Genomic DNA, 15416 nt, shown 5'->3' with positions numbered 1-15416 from the left:
CTTCTAATTTCTAACTCGAATACATTTCTGACGCTTTATCCGGGGCCTCTACAGCTTCGTCCCCGGGCCCTTCAGCGTCGTCAAGAGCCCAATCCTCCAGCTCGCTGTCGACACCCTCCCCGCCTTCACCGCTGTGGGTAGTGGCGCGAGCGCGCACATGAATCGGGCCAAAAGCTTCGTTTTGCACCAGTTCCACCAGGGACTCTTTCACCAGTTCCATCACTGCCAGGAAGGTCACTACGACACCCAGGCGTCCCTCCTCCACGGTAAACAAGCTGACAAAAGGCACAAACTGGCCGTGGCGAATTCTATCCAGTACCTGGGTCATACGCTCGCGAGTAGACAGCTTCTCCCGCTCGACCTGGTGACTCTCAAACATATCCGCGCGCCGCAATACATCTGCCAGGGCAACCAGGACTTCTTTCAAGTCAATTTCCGGGTCGGGGCGTGTGATACTGCGATCGGGCGCCTCTGCACTGGCCTGGTGAATATCCCGGCCAACGCGGGGGATCTCATCGAGGTCCTCAGCCGCCGTTTTGAAGCGCTCGTACTCCTGCAAGCGGCGAATCAGAGCCGCGCGGGGGTCTTCGCCCTCCTCTTCCTCGGCCTCCGGCGGTCGCGGCAGCAGCATCCGCGACTTGATCTCCGCCAACATAGCCGCCATAACCAGGTACTCAGCGGCCAATTCAAAGCGAATTGCCGTCATCATATCCACATACACCATATATTGATGGGTGATGTCGGCGACGTTGATCTCGAGAATATCCAGGTTTTGGCGGCGAATCAGATACAGCAGGAGATCCAGGGGCCCCTCAAAAGCTTCCAGAACAACTTCCAGGGCATCGGGTGGAATAAAAAGGTCCTGTGGGAGGTCGGTAAAGGCTTCGCCCTGCACCAGGGCCAGGGGGGAATCCTCATCCGAGTCCCCGCCCTGCGATTCGCCATCGCCATCGCCAGCCGGGTCAGAGGCCTCGTCACCGCCAGCCGCAACTTCGGCCAACACCTGCTCCTCGACCTGCGCTAGTAACTCTTCACTGGACACCCTGCCCCACCCTCAATCGTGCAAACGCGCGATTATACACGAGCGACGCGGCTTTCAGCCCAGTATTTCGTCAGTCGCGCCACACCCCTGGCGAATCAGCTGGGGCTCATCGCCGGTCAGATCCACCACCGAAGTGGGTTCCAACCCGCAGAAACCCCCATCGATAACCAGCTCAACCTGGTGCTCCAGGGTTTCGCGGATATCGTACGGCTCAGTCAGAGGCTGCTCTTCGCCGGGCAGAATCAGGCTGCAACTCATCAGCGGCTCGCCCAGCTCTTCGATCAGGGCCAGGGTGATGGGGTTGTCCGGCACTCGAATACCGATGGTCTTGCGTTTCGGGTGAATCAGCCTGCGCGGCACTTCGGCGGTCGCCGGCATAATAAAGGTGTAGGGACCCGGGGTGTGATTCTTCAACAAGCGAAACATCTGGTTGTCGACCTTGGCATAGGTCGCCAGCTCCGATAGGTCCCGGCACATCAACGTGAAGTTGTGCTGTTTATCCAGCTGGCGCACCGCCCGAATACGCTCGACAGCCAGCTTCTCTCCCAGGCGACAACCGATGGCATATGCGGAGTCGGTGGGAAAAACAATAACGCCCCCCTGGGCGACAATCTCAGCCGCCTGACTAATCAGGCGGCCTTGAGGATTATCCGGATGAATCTGAAAAAACTGCGCCACAAAGCCCCCCAAAAGCCTTACCGATAGAAAATACCTCACCGCCACTCACCGGTCTCAACGCCGGGCGGCGGCCCCCAATTCACAGAATTGGAATCAGGGCAGCGGAGCGTGACCCCGCTGTTCCCGGTACAGAGTGTGCCACAGATTCCACACAGGCTCGACGTCTGTGGGCAAGTGAACGCACCCCAACTCCCGCCAGGGCTGCTCCGGTTGATGGAAATCGCTGCCAAGAGAGCAGTGTGGCATCGATCTGCCCGCCGCTTCGGCGGCGGAGAGCAGAAGAGCCCTCAACTCCCGGGTCTGAGTCGGGTTTTGCCGGCCACACAACAGCTCCACCGCATCCCCGCTCCCAGCGAGAAACGCCCCCAACAGCCGCAACAACTGGGTGCGGGTCAATCCGTATTTGAGGGGGTGGGCCAATACCGCACAGCCACCGGCCCCGTGAATGGTCGCGATGGTCTCTTCCAGCTGGGGCCACTCGACCCGCACATCCCCCACCTTACCGGCCCCCAAGTAGCGCTTAAAGGCCTTGCCCACATCCTCTATATGGCCCGCCTCCACCAGCCAGCGGGCAAAGTGCGGCCGCCCCAACACCGAATCGCCCGCCATAGCGCGGCCGCCCTCAAGGGCCCCGGTAAAACCGCGCTTTTCCAACTTTTCCGCAATGCGCAGCGCCCGCTCCTCGCGCAGCTGTTCGCGCAACTGGATCGCCGCTCGCAGCGACTCCGACTGCGGATTGATATTCAGCCCCACAATATGCACAGGCCTGCGCCCCCAGAGGCTGGAGAACTCCACTCCCGCGATCACCGCTACTCCCAAACGGTCGCCCTCGCGCTGCGCCTCCCCTACACCACCCACCGTATCGTGGTCGGTCAGGGCGAGCATTGTCACACCCTGGGATTTCGCTCTCGACACCAGCTGTGCAGGACTTAAAATACCGTCGGACGCGGTACTGTGGCTGTGCAGATCCACCAGGTCTGTCTTCAAATCGGCTGAAAGGGTCTTCAACAACAGGCTCTCACTCAGTTCGACGATGAAAAAGGTCGCCATATCCGTCTTTTTAGGAACAATCGCCCTTTGCCGCTGTCTATGCGGCACCCGGCGTTTTCAGGGATAAGGCCCGGACTCGCAGTCACAGTAAGCGACGCGCCGGGGCCGAAGTCTGACAGCAGTTTTGTCAGCGGGGAAATTGAACTGGCGGTCAGTACGATTTGACGCCCCTCAGCTTCCAGCGGGCATTATCACCGGAATTGAGTATGACCGAAACGAATTCGACCACGACATCTCCCGAGAAACCTAAAAAGGAAGGGTTTCTCAGCAATATCACCTTCAATGTCATTATTCCGACATTGATCCTGACCAAGCTCTCCGGAGATGAATGGCTGGGCACCACCTGGGCACTGATAGCCGCCCTCGCCTTCCCCCTGGGCTACGGCCTTCGCGACCTGCTGCGCCTGGGCAAGGTCAACTTTTTCTCAGCCCTCGGTTTTATTGGCATCCTGCTGACCGGCGGCATCAGCCTGCTGAAGCTGGACCCGCAATATATTGCGATCAAAGAAGCCGCTATCCCCGGCCTGCTGGGCATCGCCACCGCACTCTCCGTTTACACCCGCTGGCCCCTGGTCAAAACGTTGCTCTACAACGACCAAATTCTCGATACTGCAAAAATTGCCCAGTCCCTACAGGATAATGGCAACCAGCCGGCCTTTGACCGCACCTTGCGCCAAACCTCATGGATTGTGGCCGGATCATTCTTTTTCTCCTCGGCGCTGAACTATATCCTCGCCAAAATGATCGTTATCAGCCCGCCGGGCACCGAGGCCTACAACACCGAGCTGGGTGAAATGACGCTGTATGGCTATCTGGTTATCGCACTCCCATCAACCCTGATTTTGATGGGCGCGCTCTTTTTCCTCTTCTCCCGCATCGGCAAACTGACCGGGTTAAAGCTGGAAGAAGTCATGGTTGCGCAATAGCAACTTTAAAAAACTAACAAGAGTATTAACAAGCATGTGGTACGCAATCATCAGTGAAGATGTTGGCGATAGCCTCCCCTTACGCAAAAAAGCCCGCGCCGCTCACCTGGCCCGACTCAACCTGCTCAAAGATGAAGGGCGCCTACTGGCCGCAGGACCGCACCCCGGCATCGACAGCGAGGAGCCCGGTGAAGCCGGCTTTACCGGCAGCCTGGTCATCGCCGAATTCCCCTCTCTGCAAGAGGCCCGGACCTGGGCGGACAGCGACCCCTACATCGAAGCGGGCGTCTATGCATCGGTTGTGGTCAAGCCCTACAAGCTCGTGCTGCCCTAACAAAAACTCCCAATAAATAGCTGTATCACAATGAAAAAATTCCTGTCCGGTGTGCTCGCTGTGGCGCTGCTGAACTCAGCACCAGCGGCGCTTGCAGCGGAGACCCGCTACATTACCGACCAACTTCACGTGCCCATGCGCTCTGGCAAAGGCAACGAGTTCCGGATTATCCACCGCGGCCTGGCCAGCGGCACCGAACTGACACTGCTCGAAGATGCGGCATCAGAGGGCTGGGCAAAAGTGCGCACCCCCAGCGGCACCGAGGGCTGGATCAGGCGCCAGTATTTGGTCAGCGAGCCGGTGGCCAAATTAAAGCTGGCAACGGCGGAGGCAAATCTGGCCCGCTTTGAAAAAATGGAAGGCAATCTGGGGGGCGAGGTTCGCCGCCTGGAAACAGAGAACAGTGAACTGCACAGCGCCCTGACTTCCGCCGAACAGCAGAGCCAGGCACTGGCCGCCGAGCTCAAGAACCTGAAATCCCTTTCCGCCGACGCCATCTCACTCAATGAGCGCCACCAGAAACTCCTGCACCAATACGAGCTGCTAAAGCAAGAAAAAAGTATGGCGGAAGCGGAGATCCAGCGCCTGTCCAGCAGCGATGCGCGCAAGTGGCAGCTGTACGGAGCCCTATCCGTTGTACTGGGCGCTATCCTGGCGATGATTGCCCCACACTTGCGCCCGCGCAAGCGCAATTCCGAGTGGGCCAACTGATTTCCTCGCCGCGATAAAAATCGCTTACTATACGGCTGCGGGCACGCAAATAAGCACCCCGCAGTCAGTAGCATCCAGGCATATATCAACCCTCTCTCTCACTGAGACCTGGCATATTAGTAAACCGATTTGACCCGGACACTCAAAGGACACGGATGATGCGCAAGTTATTCACTCTGCTTTTTTGCACCCTTTTCAGCCTGCCACTCTTTGCTCAAAACCCACAGGTAGAACTAAAGACCGACCTCGGCGTTATCCGCGTGGAGTTATTTGCCCAGCGAGCCCCGGTCACCGTAGAGAATTTCCTCGCCTATACCGACAGCGGCTTTTACGATGGCATTATTTTCCACAGAGTAGTACCCGGCTATGTCGTGCAAGGTGGCGGCTTCACCTTCGACTTCCACAAAAAAGAAACCCGCGACGCCATCATCAACGAATCGACCAACGGACTGCAAAATCTGCGCGGAACCCTGTCAATGGCACGCACCCGCGACCCCGACAGCGCCACCTCGCAGTTTTTTATCAACCTGAAAGACAATTTCAAACTCGATGGCAGTGAAGACAAACCCGGCTATGCCGTTTTCGGCAGAGTGATCGAGGGAATGTCGATCGTCGAGAAAATTGAGCGGGAACCCCGGGGACTCTACCGCCAGCACCCCGAGGCCCCAAACATCCCAATCCGTATACTTTCCGCAAAACGAATTAGCGCCAGTGACACTACTGTCGCTGAAAATAGCAAGGGAGAATAAGTAGTGATCGCTCTCAGCGTAAACCTCAATAAAATCGCCTTAATTCGCAACTCCCGCGAAGGCAACTTTCCCGATGTCATCGCCCACGGGCGCAGCTGCCTGGACGCCGGCGCCCAGGGGCTGACCGTTCACCCCCGCCCCGACCAGCGACATATCCGCCCCGGCGATGTGCGCGGTCTGGCAGCGCTCTGCGCCGGCCGCGAAAACATTGAGTTTAATGTTGAGGGCAACCCCTTTGCCGCCCCCCTGGGGGATTACCCCGGCCTGATCCCCCTGGTGACAGAAACCCAGCCGGACCAGTGCACCCTGGTACCCGACAGCAACGATCAGCTCACCTCGGACCACGGTTTTGACCTCAAGCGGGACGGCGATCGCTTGGTTCCCATCATTGAGCAACTGAAAAAAGCCGGCATACGTGTCAGCCTGTTTATGGACCCGGACCTGGAGCAAATCGGCCTGGCCAAGGCGGTGGGCGCAGACCGCATCGAGCTCTACACCGGCCCCTACGCCGAAGCGGCAGCCAAGCAGAGCCCAGAGCTGGAAAGTATTTTCTCCGCCCACTGTGCCGCAGCCGAGCACGCACACCAACTGGGCCTGGGCATTAATGCCGGCCACGATCTCAACCTGGTCAACCTGCCGCGCTACCGCACCCTGCCGGGACTGCAAGAGGTCTCTATTGGCCACGCGTTTACTGTCGACGCTATCGGTATGGGCCTGGAAAATGCCGTCAACGCCTACGTCAACTGCCTCGCCGGCAACTGATGCAAAGTCTCAACATTATTGGCGCCGGTCGCCTGGGCAAAACCCTCGGGCGGCTGTGGCAGGAAAATGGTGTACTGCGGGTACAGTCGATTTACAACCGCAGCCTGGAGAGCGGTCGGGCTGCCAGCCGATTTATCGGCGCCGGCAACGCCGCCGAATCCCTCGCCGCAATGCCGGCGGCAGATCTGTGGCCGATCAGTTGCATCGACAGCGAAATCGGCGTATTTGCCCAGCAGCTGGCCGCAAGTGACCTTATCGACCACAGTACCCTGGTATTCCACTGTAGCGGCGCCCTCAGCTCTGAGGTGCTCAAAGCTTTAAAGCCCGCCCTCACTGCCAGCGCCCACCCGGTACACAGTTTTGCCAAACCGGAAACTTCGCTGGAGACTTTTGCCGGCACCAGCGTCGCCATTGAGGGGGACCCCCGAGCCGGGCAAATCCTCTCTGCGGCCTTTGCCGCTATTGGCGGAGAAATCCTCAATATCGACCCCAGTAACAAGTCCCTCTACCACGCCGGATCGGTCATTGCCTCCAACTATTTAACCACCCTGATGGACCTGAGCCTGCAGAGCTTTGCCGCCGCCGGTATAGAGCGAGACAGGGCCCTGCGCCTGCTGGCGCCGATTGTTTCGCAGACCCTGCAAAACAATATGACCCTGGGGCCGGAGAAATCGCTGACGGGCCCCATTGCCCGGGGGGATATCGCAACCGTGAGCGCGCAGGTGGAAAGCCTCGCCGCTGTGGATAGCCAACTGGCACTCTGCTATCGCCATCTGGGCCTGGCCTGTGTAGAGTTGGCGCGGCGCGGTCCACTCTCCGACGAGAGTGCGGCCAAATTGATCGAATTGCTGAGCGAGCCAACGCGGTGAAAGACTCCTCCGAATACCTGGAAAAAAAAGCCTTCTTCGACAGCCTCTTGACGATTTATGGGCGCAAGCCCGTACTCGAAGCCCTCGAGGATTTATCCGTACCCGTCCACAAATTACACCTGGCCAGCAGTAACCGGCGCGACCAGTTGATTCAGCGGATGGAGAGCCTGGCAGAAGAGCGCCAGATTGAAATCGCCCACTGGGATCGCAAAGGCCTGTCCCGGATTTCCAAAAACTCCCGCCAAGATCAGGGGGTAGCCCTGGACCTTGCCCTGCCCCACTACGGCCGGGCGGCGGACTTTTTACAGAAAGTTAGCGCTCCAGAGCATAAAAGCACTTATGAATTGCTGGCCCTGGATGGCATTACCAACCCACAAAACCTCGGCATGATTATCCGCTCGGCCTGTGCCGGTGGCATCGATGGAATTATTCTGCCGAAAAAAGGCTGTGCACAGATAGATCCACTGGTGATCAAAGCCAGCACCGGCACCCTGTTTAAAACCCAGATTTTGCGTTGCGACAAACTGGCGGCCACCCTGGGAGAGTTTCGCGAGGCTGGCGCCCAGATTTGCGGCCTGTCATCCCACGCTCAAACCACTCTGAGAGAGGTCTCCAGTCAAGTTTCCACCATTTTTGTACTGGGTAATGAGACCCACGGCGTCAGCGATGCCGTCGCCAGCCAGTGCAATGAGCTGGTGCGTATCCCGATGCAAAACGATGTGGAAAGCCTGAATGTGGCGGTTACTGCCGCGCTGATCAGCTTCCGCCGTGAAATCTAACTCTCCCCAACTGGGAGGCATCCGCCTCCCAAGTCTCCACTTATCCCACGGATTCCCACCCAGCTTATCCAAGATTTTCCACTACCCACAGATTCTGTGGATATCTCTGTGGCTAACTTCGAGCGGCAGGCCGCAAAGGCCCGTGAATTGGTCATTGTGACAATATGAAGAAAAAATAGACAGCTCGGGAAACGCTCAAAAAATCAACGAGTTAGCAAAAGCCCAAGCATATTTTTAATAGCAATCTGTACTAATTAAAGATCGAATAAGGAGAAAAGCTCACTGTGGAAAATAGAGTACCAGGGAGTCTGTAAATAATTCCACAGTACCTCTGCGAAGCTTTAAAGCCCGCCCTGCGGGGCTTTCAGGAGGCTCCCTGCCACCGCCAAATAAAAGAAAGGGGCGCTAAGCACCCCTATCCACTATCCCCTTACTCCCACTCAATCGTTGCGGGCGGCTTGCTGGAGACGTCGTAAACCACACGGGAGATATGCTCTATCTCGTTGATAATGCGATTGGAGACCTTCTCAATCAGCTCGTAGGGCAGGTGCGCCCAGCGCGCGGTCATAAAGTCCACCGTTTCAACGGCGCGTAGGGCCACTACATACTCATAGCGGCGGCCGTCGCCGACAACACCCACCGACTTCACCGGCAGGAATACAGCAAAGGCCTGGCTGGTTTTGTGGTACCAGTCGGCGTTGTGCAACTCTTCGATAAAGATCGCATCCGCCTCTCTCAGGATATCGGCATACTCCTGTTTGACCTCACCGAGAATCCGCACGCCCAGGCCCGGGCCCGGGAAGGGGTGGCGGTAAACCATATCGTAAGGCAGACCCAGTTCCAGACCGATCTTGCGCACCTCGTCTTTAAACAGCTCGCGCAGGGGCTCCACCAACTCAAACTGCATATCTTCCGGCAGGCCGCCCACATTGTGGTGAGACTTGATCACATGCGCCTTGCCGGTTTTGGCGGCGGCGGACTCAATAACGTCGGGATAGATAGTGCCCTGGGCCAGGAATTTAACTTCCTGTAATTTGGACGCCTCACGATCGAAGATCTCGATAAAGGTGTTGCCGATAATTTTGCGCTTGGCCTCCGGGTCCTTTTCACCTTCGAGGCGCCCGAGGAAATCCTCCTCCGCATCGGCGCGAATAACCCGCACCCCCATATTGTCGGCGAACATCTGCATCACCTGATCGCCTTCGTTTTTACGCAGGAGACCGTTATCCACAAATACACAAGTCAGCTGATCGCCAATGGCCTTGTGTAACAGGGCCGCCACCACAGAGCTGTCGACACCGCCGGACAAGCCGAGCAGCACCTTATCCTCACCCACCTGGGCGCGCACCTTGGCGATAGAATCTTCAATAATATTGGCGGGGGTCCAGAGTTTTTCACACCCGCAAATATCGATCACAAAGCGCTCATAAATACGCATGCCCTGCAGGGTGTGAGTCACTTCCGGGTGGAACTGCACACCGAAGAAATTCTTCTCCGCGCTGTACATACCGGCAATCGGGCAGGAGTCTGTCGATGCCAGCAACTCAAAGCCCTCTGGCATCGCCACAACCTTGTCGCCGTGGCTCATCCACACATCCAACAGGGCGCTGCCATCCTCAGCGACATGATCTTTGATATCGCTCAGCAGCTTGGATTGGCCCTCCACCTTTACCTGGGCGTAGCCGAACTCGCGGACATCGCTGCCCTGCACAGAGCCGCCCAGCTGGTGGGCCATAGTCTGCATGCCGTAGCAAATACCCAATACCGGCACGCCCAGGTTGTAAACGATTTCCGGCGCGCGCGGCGAGCCCTCTTCCGGCACCGACTCGGGGCCGCCGGCGAGAATAATCCCCTTGGGTTGATATGCGCGAATTTCCTCTTCGCTCATATCGAAAGCGCGAATTTCAGAGAATACGCCCAACTCGCGGACACGGCGGGCGATCAATTGAGTGTACTGGGACCCGAAGTCGAGAATGAGTATTCGGCTGGAATGGATATCTTGGCTCATAACTTACTCGATAACTGGATTAAATAACGGCAAACGGACCTTAAAGGTCCGTTTGCTGCTTGCTCTGTTTATGTTTTTTCACCCGGGAAAGGTCGAGGGCTTAGCGGCGGCCCACCGGATAGTTGGGCGCTTCTTTGGTGATCTGTACATCGTGGACATGGGACTCACCCATACCGGCCGCAGTGACCCGTACAAACTCGGGGCGGGTGCGCATAATGTCGATATCGACACTGCCGGTATAGCCCATCGCCGAGCGCAGGCCGCCCATCATCTGGTGGACGATGGCGGACAGCGGGCCTTTATACGGTACGCGACCCTCGATGCCCTCCGGTACCAGCTTTTCAGCGCCCTTGCTCGCATCCTGGAAGTAGCGATCGGAAGAGCCCTGGGTACGGGACATAGCGCCGAGAGAACCCATCCCCCGGTAAGACTTGTAGGTACGGCCCTGGTAGAGTTCGACTTCACCGGGCGCCTCTTCGGTACCGGCGAACATGGAGCCCATCATGACCGATGAAGCGCCGGCAACGATCGCCTTGGAAATATCGCCGGAGTAACGAATACCGCCATCGGCAATCATCGGCACGCCGAATTCTTTAAGGGCTGAGGCAACCTCGGCAATTGCGGTCACCTGGGGTACACCGATGCCTGTTACGATACGGGTGGTACAGATAGAACCGGGACCAATACCCACTTTGACCGCATCCGCACCGGCCTCAACCAGTGCCCGCGCCGCTTCCGCCGTGGCGATATTGCCACCGATCACATCGACGCGGGGATGCATTTCCTTAATGCGGCGCACGCGCTCGATCACATTGCGGGAGTGGCCGTGAGCGGTATCCACAACCAGTACATCAACGCCGGCTTCTACCAGTGCCGCCACGCGATCGTCGGTATCCGGGCTGGTGCCTACAGAGGCGCCAACGCGCAGACGGCCATCGGAATCCTTACAGGAGTTCGGGTACTGCTCCGCTTTGTTAAAGTCTTTAACCGTGATCAGGCCGCGCAGCTCAAAGTTGTCGTTAACAACTAATACTTTTTCGATGCGATGCTTGTGCAGTAGCTCGCGCACCTCATCGGGGCAGGCATCTTCATGGGCCGTTACCAAACGCTCTTTCGGCGTCATAATACTGGCGACACTGACATCGAGATCCGTTAAAAAGCGAACATCGCGACTGGTAACGATACCGACCAGATCTCCACGATTCATTACCGGTACACCGGAAATATTGTGGTGGCTGGTCAGCGCGATCAACTCGCGTACCGTGGCGTCGGACTCAATCGTAATCGGGTCTTTTACCACACCGGCTTCAAACTTCTTCACCGCGCGAACGGCGAGAGCCTGAGCCTCTATCGACATACTTTTGTGAATAATGCCGATACCCCCTTCCTGGGCCAGGGCAATGGCCAGGCGAGCTTCCGTCACCGTATCCATAGCGGCGGACACAATGGGGATGTTCAGGGTAATGTTGCGGGAGAGTTGGGTTTTTAAACTCACATCCTTGGCCGTGACCTCGGAATATCCGGGCACAAGTAGGACGTCGTCAAAAGTGAGGGCTTCGCGCGCGATGCGCAGATTGGATTCAGACATTGTTGACACTCAAACCTCGAAATAGGCGGGATTGGGTATCGGCGCGATTATACCTCTACGCGCCCAAAGCGCAAACACCAATTTACAGAAAAACCAATTTGTAGTGCAAAACGCTTTACCTAAACAGGCGATACTGCAATATTGCTCCGCCAAAATTGCCCGACGAGATTCAGTGATGCAGACAATTCCCCCAAGTCAAAATGCCAAGCGCAGCGTGCTGTCGGTAAGCGACCTGAATCGGGAAGTTAAACATCTCCTGGAAAGCAGTGTGCCACTGCTGTGGATTAGCGGAGAGATTTCCAATTTTTCTGTCCCCAGTTCCGGGCACTGGTATTTTAGTCTCAAAGATGCCCGCGCCCAGGTGCGCTGCGCGATGTTTCGCGGACGCAATCGCAGCGTTGCCTTTCGACCGCAAAACGGCCGCGAGGTTTTAATTCGGGCCAGGGTGAGCCTGTACGAAGGGCGCGGAGAATTTCAGCTGATCGTGGAGCATATGGAGGAGGCCGGCTTTGGCGCTCTGATGCGCCAACTGGAACAGCTCAAAGCAAAATTAAACGCCGAGGGCCTGTTTGACGCCAGCAAAAAACGCCCCCTGCCTTTTTTGCCAACCAATATCGGTATTGTCACCTCGCCCACCGGAGCGGCAATACGGGATATGATCCACGTATTGGGCAGAAGACACCCCTCGGCCACCATTGAACTTTGGCCGGTGGCGGTTCAAGGTCAGGGCGCCGCCGAGCAAATTGCGGCGGCCATTGAAAAAGCCGGCCGCAGTGGCCGCCACGATTTATTAATTGTCGGTCGCGGCGGCGGTTCCCTGGAAGACCTGTGGTCTTTTAATGAGGAAATTGTCGCCCGCGCACTGGCCGCCAGTCCTATTCCCACTATTTCTGCCGTCGGCCACGAGACCGACACCACGATTGCCGATTTAGCCGCCGACCTGCGCGCACCCACTCCCTCTGCCGCAGCGGAAATAGCCAGCGCCAATGCCGCAGAGATTCTACAGCGGCTCGAACAGGCCCAGCGCAGACTCCAGCGCGCGATAGACAATCAATTAAAACACCTGTCCCAACAGGTCCAATTGCGACGCAACCGCTTGCGCCACCCCCGGGAGCAGCTCCTCAACCAGACCCAGCGCCTGGACCACCTGGAAATGCGCCTGACTGCGGCGAGCCAACAGCAGATTCACAAACGCAAAACCCAACTGACCTCTGCCGTGCGGGCCTTTAGCCACAGTCAACCGGCGCGCCGGCTCGATGAGAGCCAGAAAAAATTAATACAGCTACAGGCAAATTTACAGCGCGCCATGCAATTAATTTTACAGCGTAGTGGCGACACACTGGCTCACCGCGCACAGATGTTGCAAAACATCAGCCCACTGGCCGTTTTACAGCGGGGCTACGCCATTGTGCTGGACTCCGACAAACGCGCGGTGCGCGACAGTGCAGACCTGCGTACCGACCAGCAGGTCCAAGTCAGGTTGGCCAGGGGAAGTTTCAGCGCAACAGTTGACGCCGTTTCTGACTAGAAAACCAACTCACTCCCCAGTCGCCAAAGAGTCAAGAGCGCAATTCCCACGACACTATACTTTGCCAGGAAAATGTCAGCGGAGCGCTCTATGGGTAGTGAAGCTACTGCCGTCCACCTAAACCTGTGGGGCTGGCTATTACTTTCTGCACTATTTCTTGCCGCAAGCGCCTGCTCCGAACAAAAGCGCGAGTCCGGTGTGGCCGAGTCAGTCACTATGTCGGCGGCCGAGGCAGGCGACGCGAATAAAGCGGCCAGAGAGCAGCCCGAAATTGCCCCCGCCAAAGAAACGCCGGTTAATTATCTCGAAACCGGTGACCTGCAAGCAATTAAAAAGCACGACACCATCCGCTTTGTTAATCTATCCGGCGCCTCGGAGGATTTACTCCCCCGCGACGGAGTCGTCAGCCTGCGCCACTTTGAACTCGCCAACAAACTGGCCAAACAATTAAAACTGGAGCCCAAGTGGATTAAAGCGGAAACGCCAGACCAAGCGATACAAATGCTAATCGATGGCGAGGCCGATATTATCGCCTACAACTTAACCGTCACCGATGCCCGTGAAAAGGTCATCGAATTTACCGTGCCCGTACGTCACGCACGCCTTATTTTGGTTACCGGCCCAGAGGGACCAGACATTTCAGATGCCCGCCAATTAAAGAATATTGAAATTATTATTCCCGCCGGCTCTGCCATCCGGGAAACCGCCGAAAAAATTGTGGCCGAAAACCCCGACGCCAACCTGACCATCCGCGAACTGGATATTCACGGCAACCGCGATAACCTGATGGACCTTATCAACGCGCAGAAAAATCGCGTGGCCATACTGGAGGACTTTGCCGCAGAAGACCTGCGCAATTATCGCGACGACTTACGCCTGGGTGCCGACGTATCCACAATGCAAAATATTGCCTGGGGCCTACGCAAAAACGCCAAGCGTCTCAATACCACCGTCAATCATTTCCTCACCCGCAATTTGGTCAAAGCCCAAGTGGAGCGCATTACCGACTGGAAGGGCATTAAAAAATCCGGGGTGATCCGCCTGCTGACTTATAACGGCCCCACAACCTACTTTCTGTGGAAAGGGGTATTAATGGGATTTGACTACGACCTGGCACAAGCCTTTGCCAACAAACACAACCTGCAATTACAGGTGATTGTGGTCCCCTATGAGGAGAGCTTGGCCGATTGGCTGAGAGCCGGGCGCGGCGACTTTGCCGGCGCCGAACTCAATATTACCTCCGCCCTTGAGGCCCAGGGCATGGTGTTTACCAAACCCTATGTGGAATCCTCGGACCAGGTTGTCAGCGACAAGGGGCGCCCGCCGATCAAGCAAATCCAGGATCTCAATGGTCGCAAACTCACCCTGCGGGCCTATTCCTCTTTTATCGAGGTAGCAGAGTCCTTAAAAAATGCCGGTATAGATGTCGATATTCGTGTCGCACCACCGGATATTTCCCAGTCGCAAATTTTTTCAATGATTGCCGACGGCCTGATCGATGCCACCATTGCCCACTCGGGCCGCGCCAAAATCGAGACCTCGGTAGAACCCGATCTCACCCTCGGCACCCTGATCGGCGACCCGCGCCCACAGGGATGGCTGGTGCTGCGCAAAAACTGGCACCTGCTACAAAATTTAAATAAATTCTTGCAAAGTTACAAAAAAACCAGCCAGTACAAACAACAGTATCAGGCCTATTTTGAGCCGAATAAACGCTTTATGCGCCGTGTCAGTTCGAGGGTTATACCGGGAGAAAAGCTCTCCCCTTTCGACAAGCTGGTCAAGGAGTCGGCCTTTAAATACGATTTTGACTGGCGCATGATCGTCGCGCAAATGTGGCAGGAGAGCAATTTCAACCCCAAGGCCGTGTCCCCGGTTGGCGCCCAGGGCCTGATGCAGGTGATGCCCGCTACCGCAGAGGAAATGGGGTTCCCCCCGCCACTGTTTGAACCTGAAAGAGGAATAAAAGCGGGCGTAAAATATATGGACTGGGTGCGCGATCGCTTTAATCCCGCCCTGCCCACCGTGAATAAACTCTGGTTTACCCTGGCCTCCTACAATGCTGGATACGGCCACTTGCTCGATGCCCAGCGCCTGGCCAAAGAACTGGGGCTGGACCCCAATGTGTGGTTCGACAATGTAGAGGTGGCCATGCTAAAGCTGGCCCAGCCGCAGTATTTTAAGCGGGCCCGCTACGGCTATGTGCGGGGCTCTGAGCCCGTACAGTATGTGCGCAATATCAGCAAACTGTACAAGGCCTACGTCGAAGTGATGAGCGATACCGTGGCGTTTTACCCCCCGATACAGAGACTCCCCCCCAAAGTCCACTGTGAACCCGGGGACGTGCCAGAGGGGATGGTACACTGGGCGCCCGCTTACTCTTCCCCCTAGA

14 protein-coding genes are annotated in these 15416 nt (G+C 56.9%); 9 read left to right on the top strand and 5 right to left on the bottom strand.

Going from position 1 to position 15416, the window contains the following annotated elements:
- Positions 1–10: 10 nt before the first annotated feature.
- The 3 genes from ACJJIK_RS21295 to ACJJIK_RS21285 form a co-directional block, all read right to left on the bottom strand.
- Complete coding sequence (locus ACJJIK_RS21295; protein ID WP_444943796.1) at positions 11–1042, bottom strand: segregation and condensation protein A; 1032 nt, start codon at positions 1040–1042, stop codon at positions 11–13.
- Positions 1043–1096: 54 nt separating this feature from the next.
- Complete coding sequence (locus ACJJIK_RS21290; RefSeq protein WP_444931849.1) at positions 1097–1720, bottom strand: L-threonylcarbamoyladenylate synthase; 624 nt, start codon at positions 1718–1720, stop codon at positions 1097–1099.
- A 93-nt stretch (positions 1721–1813) separates the two neighbouring features.
- Entirely contained in the window at positions 1814–2770 is a 957-nt protein-coding gene (locus tag ACJJIK_RS21285) for a PHP domain-containing protein (RefSeq protein WP_444943795.1), read from the bottom strand.
- Positions 2771–2976: 206 nt separating this feature from the next.
- Here ACJJIK_RS21285 and ACJJIK_RS21280 point away from each other — a divergent pair, with 206 nt between their 5' ends.
- From ACJJIK_RS21280 to rlmB, 7 genes are all read left to right on the top strand, one after another.
- Positions 2977–3696, top strand: coding sequence for a VC0807 family protein (locus ACJJIK_RS21280; protein ID WP_444931851.1), 720 nt, complete (start codon positions 2977–2979; stop codon positions 3694–3696).
- Positions 3697–3730: 34 nt separating this feature from the next.
- Entirely contained in the window at positions 3731–4030 is a 300-nt protein-coding gene (locus ACJJIK_RS21275; RefSeq protein ID WP_444931852.1) for a YciI family protein, read from the top strand.
- 30 nt (positions 4031–4060) lie between these two features.
- Entirely contained in the window at positions 4061–4741 is a 681-nt protein-coding gene (locus ACJJIK_RS21270; RefSeq protein ID WP_444931853.1) for a TIGR04211 family SH3 domain-containing protein, read from the top strand.
- 158 nt (positions 4742–4899) lie between these two features.
- Positions 4900–5490: a peptidylprolyl isomerase gene (locus tag ACJJIK_RS21265; RefSeq protein WP_444943794.1), complete on the top strand. Its 591-nt coding sequence runs from the start codon at positions 4900–4902 to the stop codon at positions 5488–5490.
- A gap of 3 nt (positions 5491–5493) precedes the next feature.
- Positions 5494–6252 (top strand): pyridoxine 5'-phosphate synthase, encoded by a 759-nt coding sequence (locus ACJJIK_RS21260; protein ID WP_444943793.1) that lies wholly within the window; start codon positions 5494–5496, stop codon positions 6250–6252.
- Entirely contained in the window at positions 6252–7121 is an 870-nt protein-coding gene (locus tag ACJJIK_RS21255; RefSeq protein WP_444943792.1) for a Rossmann-like and DUF2520 domain-containing protein, read from the top strand. The genes ACJJIK_RS21260 and ACJJIK_RS21255 overlap by 1 nt, the downstream gene beginning before the upstream one ends.
- Positions 7118–7900: a 23S rRNA (guanosine(2251)-2'-O)-methyltransferase RlmB gene (rlmB, locus tag ACJJIK_RS21250; protein ID WP_444943791.1), complete on the top strand. Its 783-nt coding sequence runs from the start codon at positions 7118–7120 to the stop codon at positions 7898–7900. Before ACJJIK_RS21255 ends, rlmB begins: the two co-directional genes overlap by 4 nt.
- Positions 7901–8330: 430 nt before the next feature.
- Here the strand turns inward: rlmB and guaA are convergent, their stop codons facing one another.
- Together guaA and guaB are read right to left on the bottom strand one after the other, a co-directional pair.
- The gene (gene guaA, locus ACJJIK_RS21245; protein WP_444943790.1) at positions 8331–9908 is read right to left on the bottom strand and encodes a glutamine-hydrolyzing GMP synthase; all 1578 of its coding nucleotides are present in this window, start codon (positions 9906–9908) and stop codon (positions 8331–8333) included.
- Positions 9909–10008: 100 nt separating this feature from the next.
- Positions 10009–11496 (bottom strand): IMP dehydrogenase, encoded by a 1488-nt coding sequence (gene guaB, locus ACJJIK_RS21240; protein ID WP_444931859.1) that lies wholly within the window; start codon positions 11494–11496, stop codon positions 10009–10011.
- 175 nt (positions 11497–11671) lie between these two features.
- On the opposite strand from guaB, the gene xseA reads away from it, so the two are divergent.
- Together xseA and ACJJIK_RS21230 are read left to right on the top strand one after the other, a co-directional pair.
- On the top strand, positions 11672–13024 hold the full coding sequence (gene xseA / locus ACJJIK_RS21235; RefSeq protein WP_444943789.1) for an exodeoxyribonuclease VII large subunit: 1353 nt from the start codon (positions 11672–11674) through the stop codon (positions 13022–13024).
- A gap of 90 nt (positions 13025–13114) precedes the next feature.
- On the top strand, positions 13115–15415 hold the full coding sequence (locus tag ACJJIK_RS21230) for a transporter substrate-binding domain-containing protein (RefSeq protein ID WP_444943788.1): 2301 nt from the start codon (positions 13115–13117) through the stop codon (positions 15413–15415).
- Position 15416: the final 1 nt, after the last annotated feature.

Source organism: Microbulbifer regidiadema (SeqCode) (genome assembly GCF_052466995.1).
The sequence above is the reverse complement of the archived record's forward strand: the minus strand, read 5'-3'. Positions and strand labels throughout refer to the sequence as shown.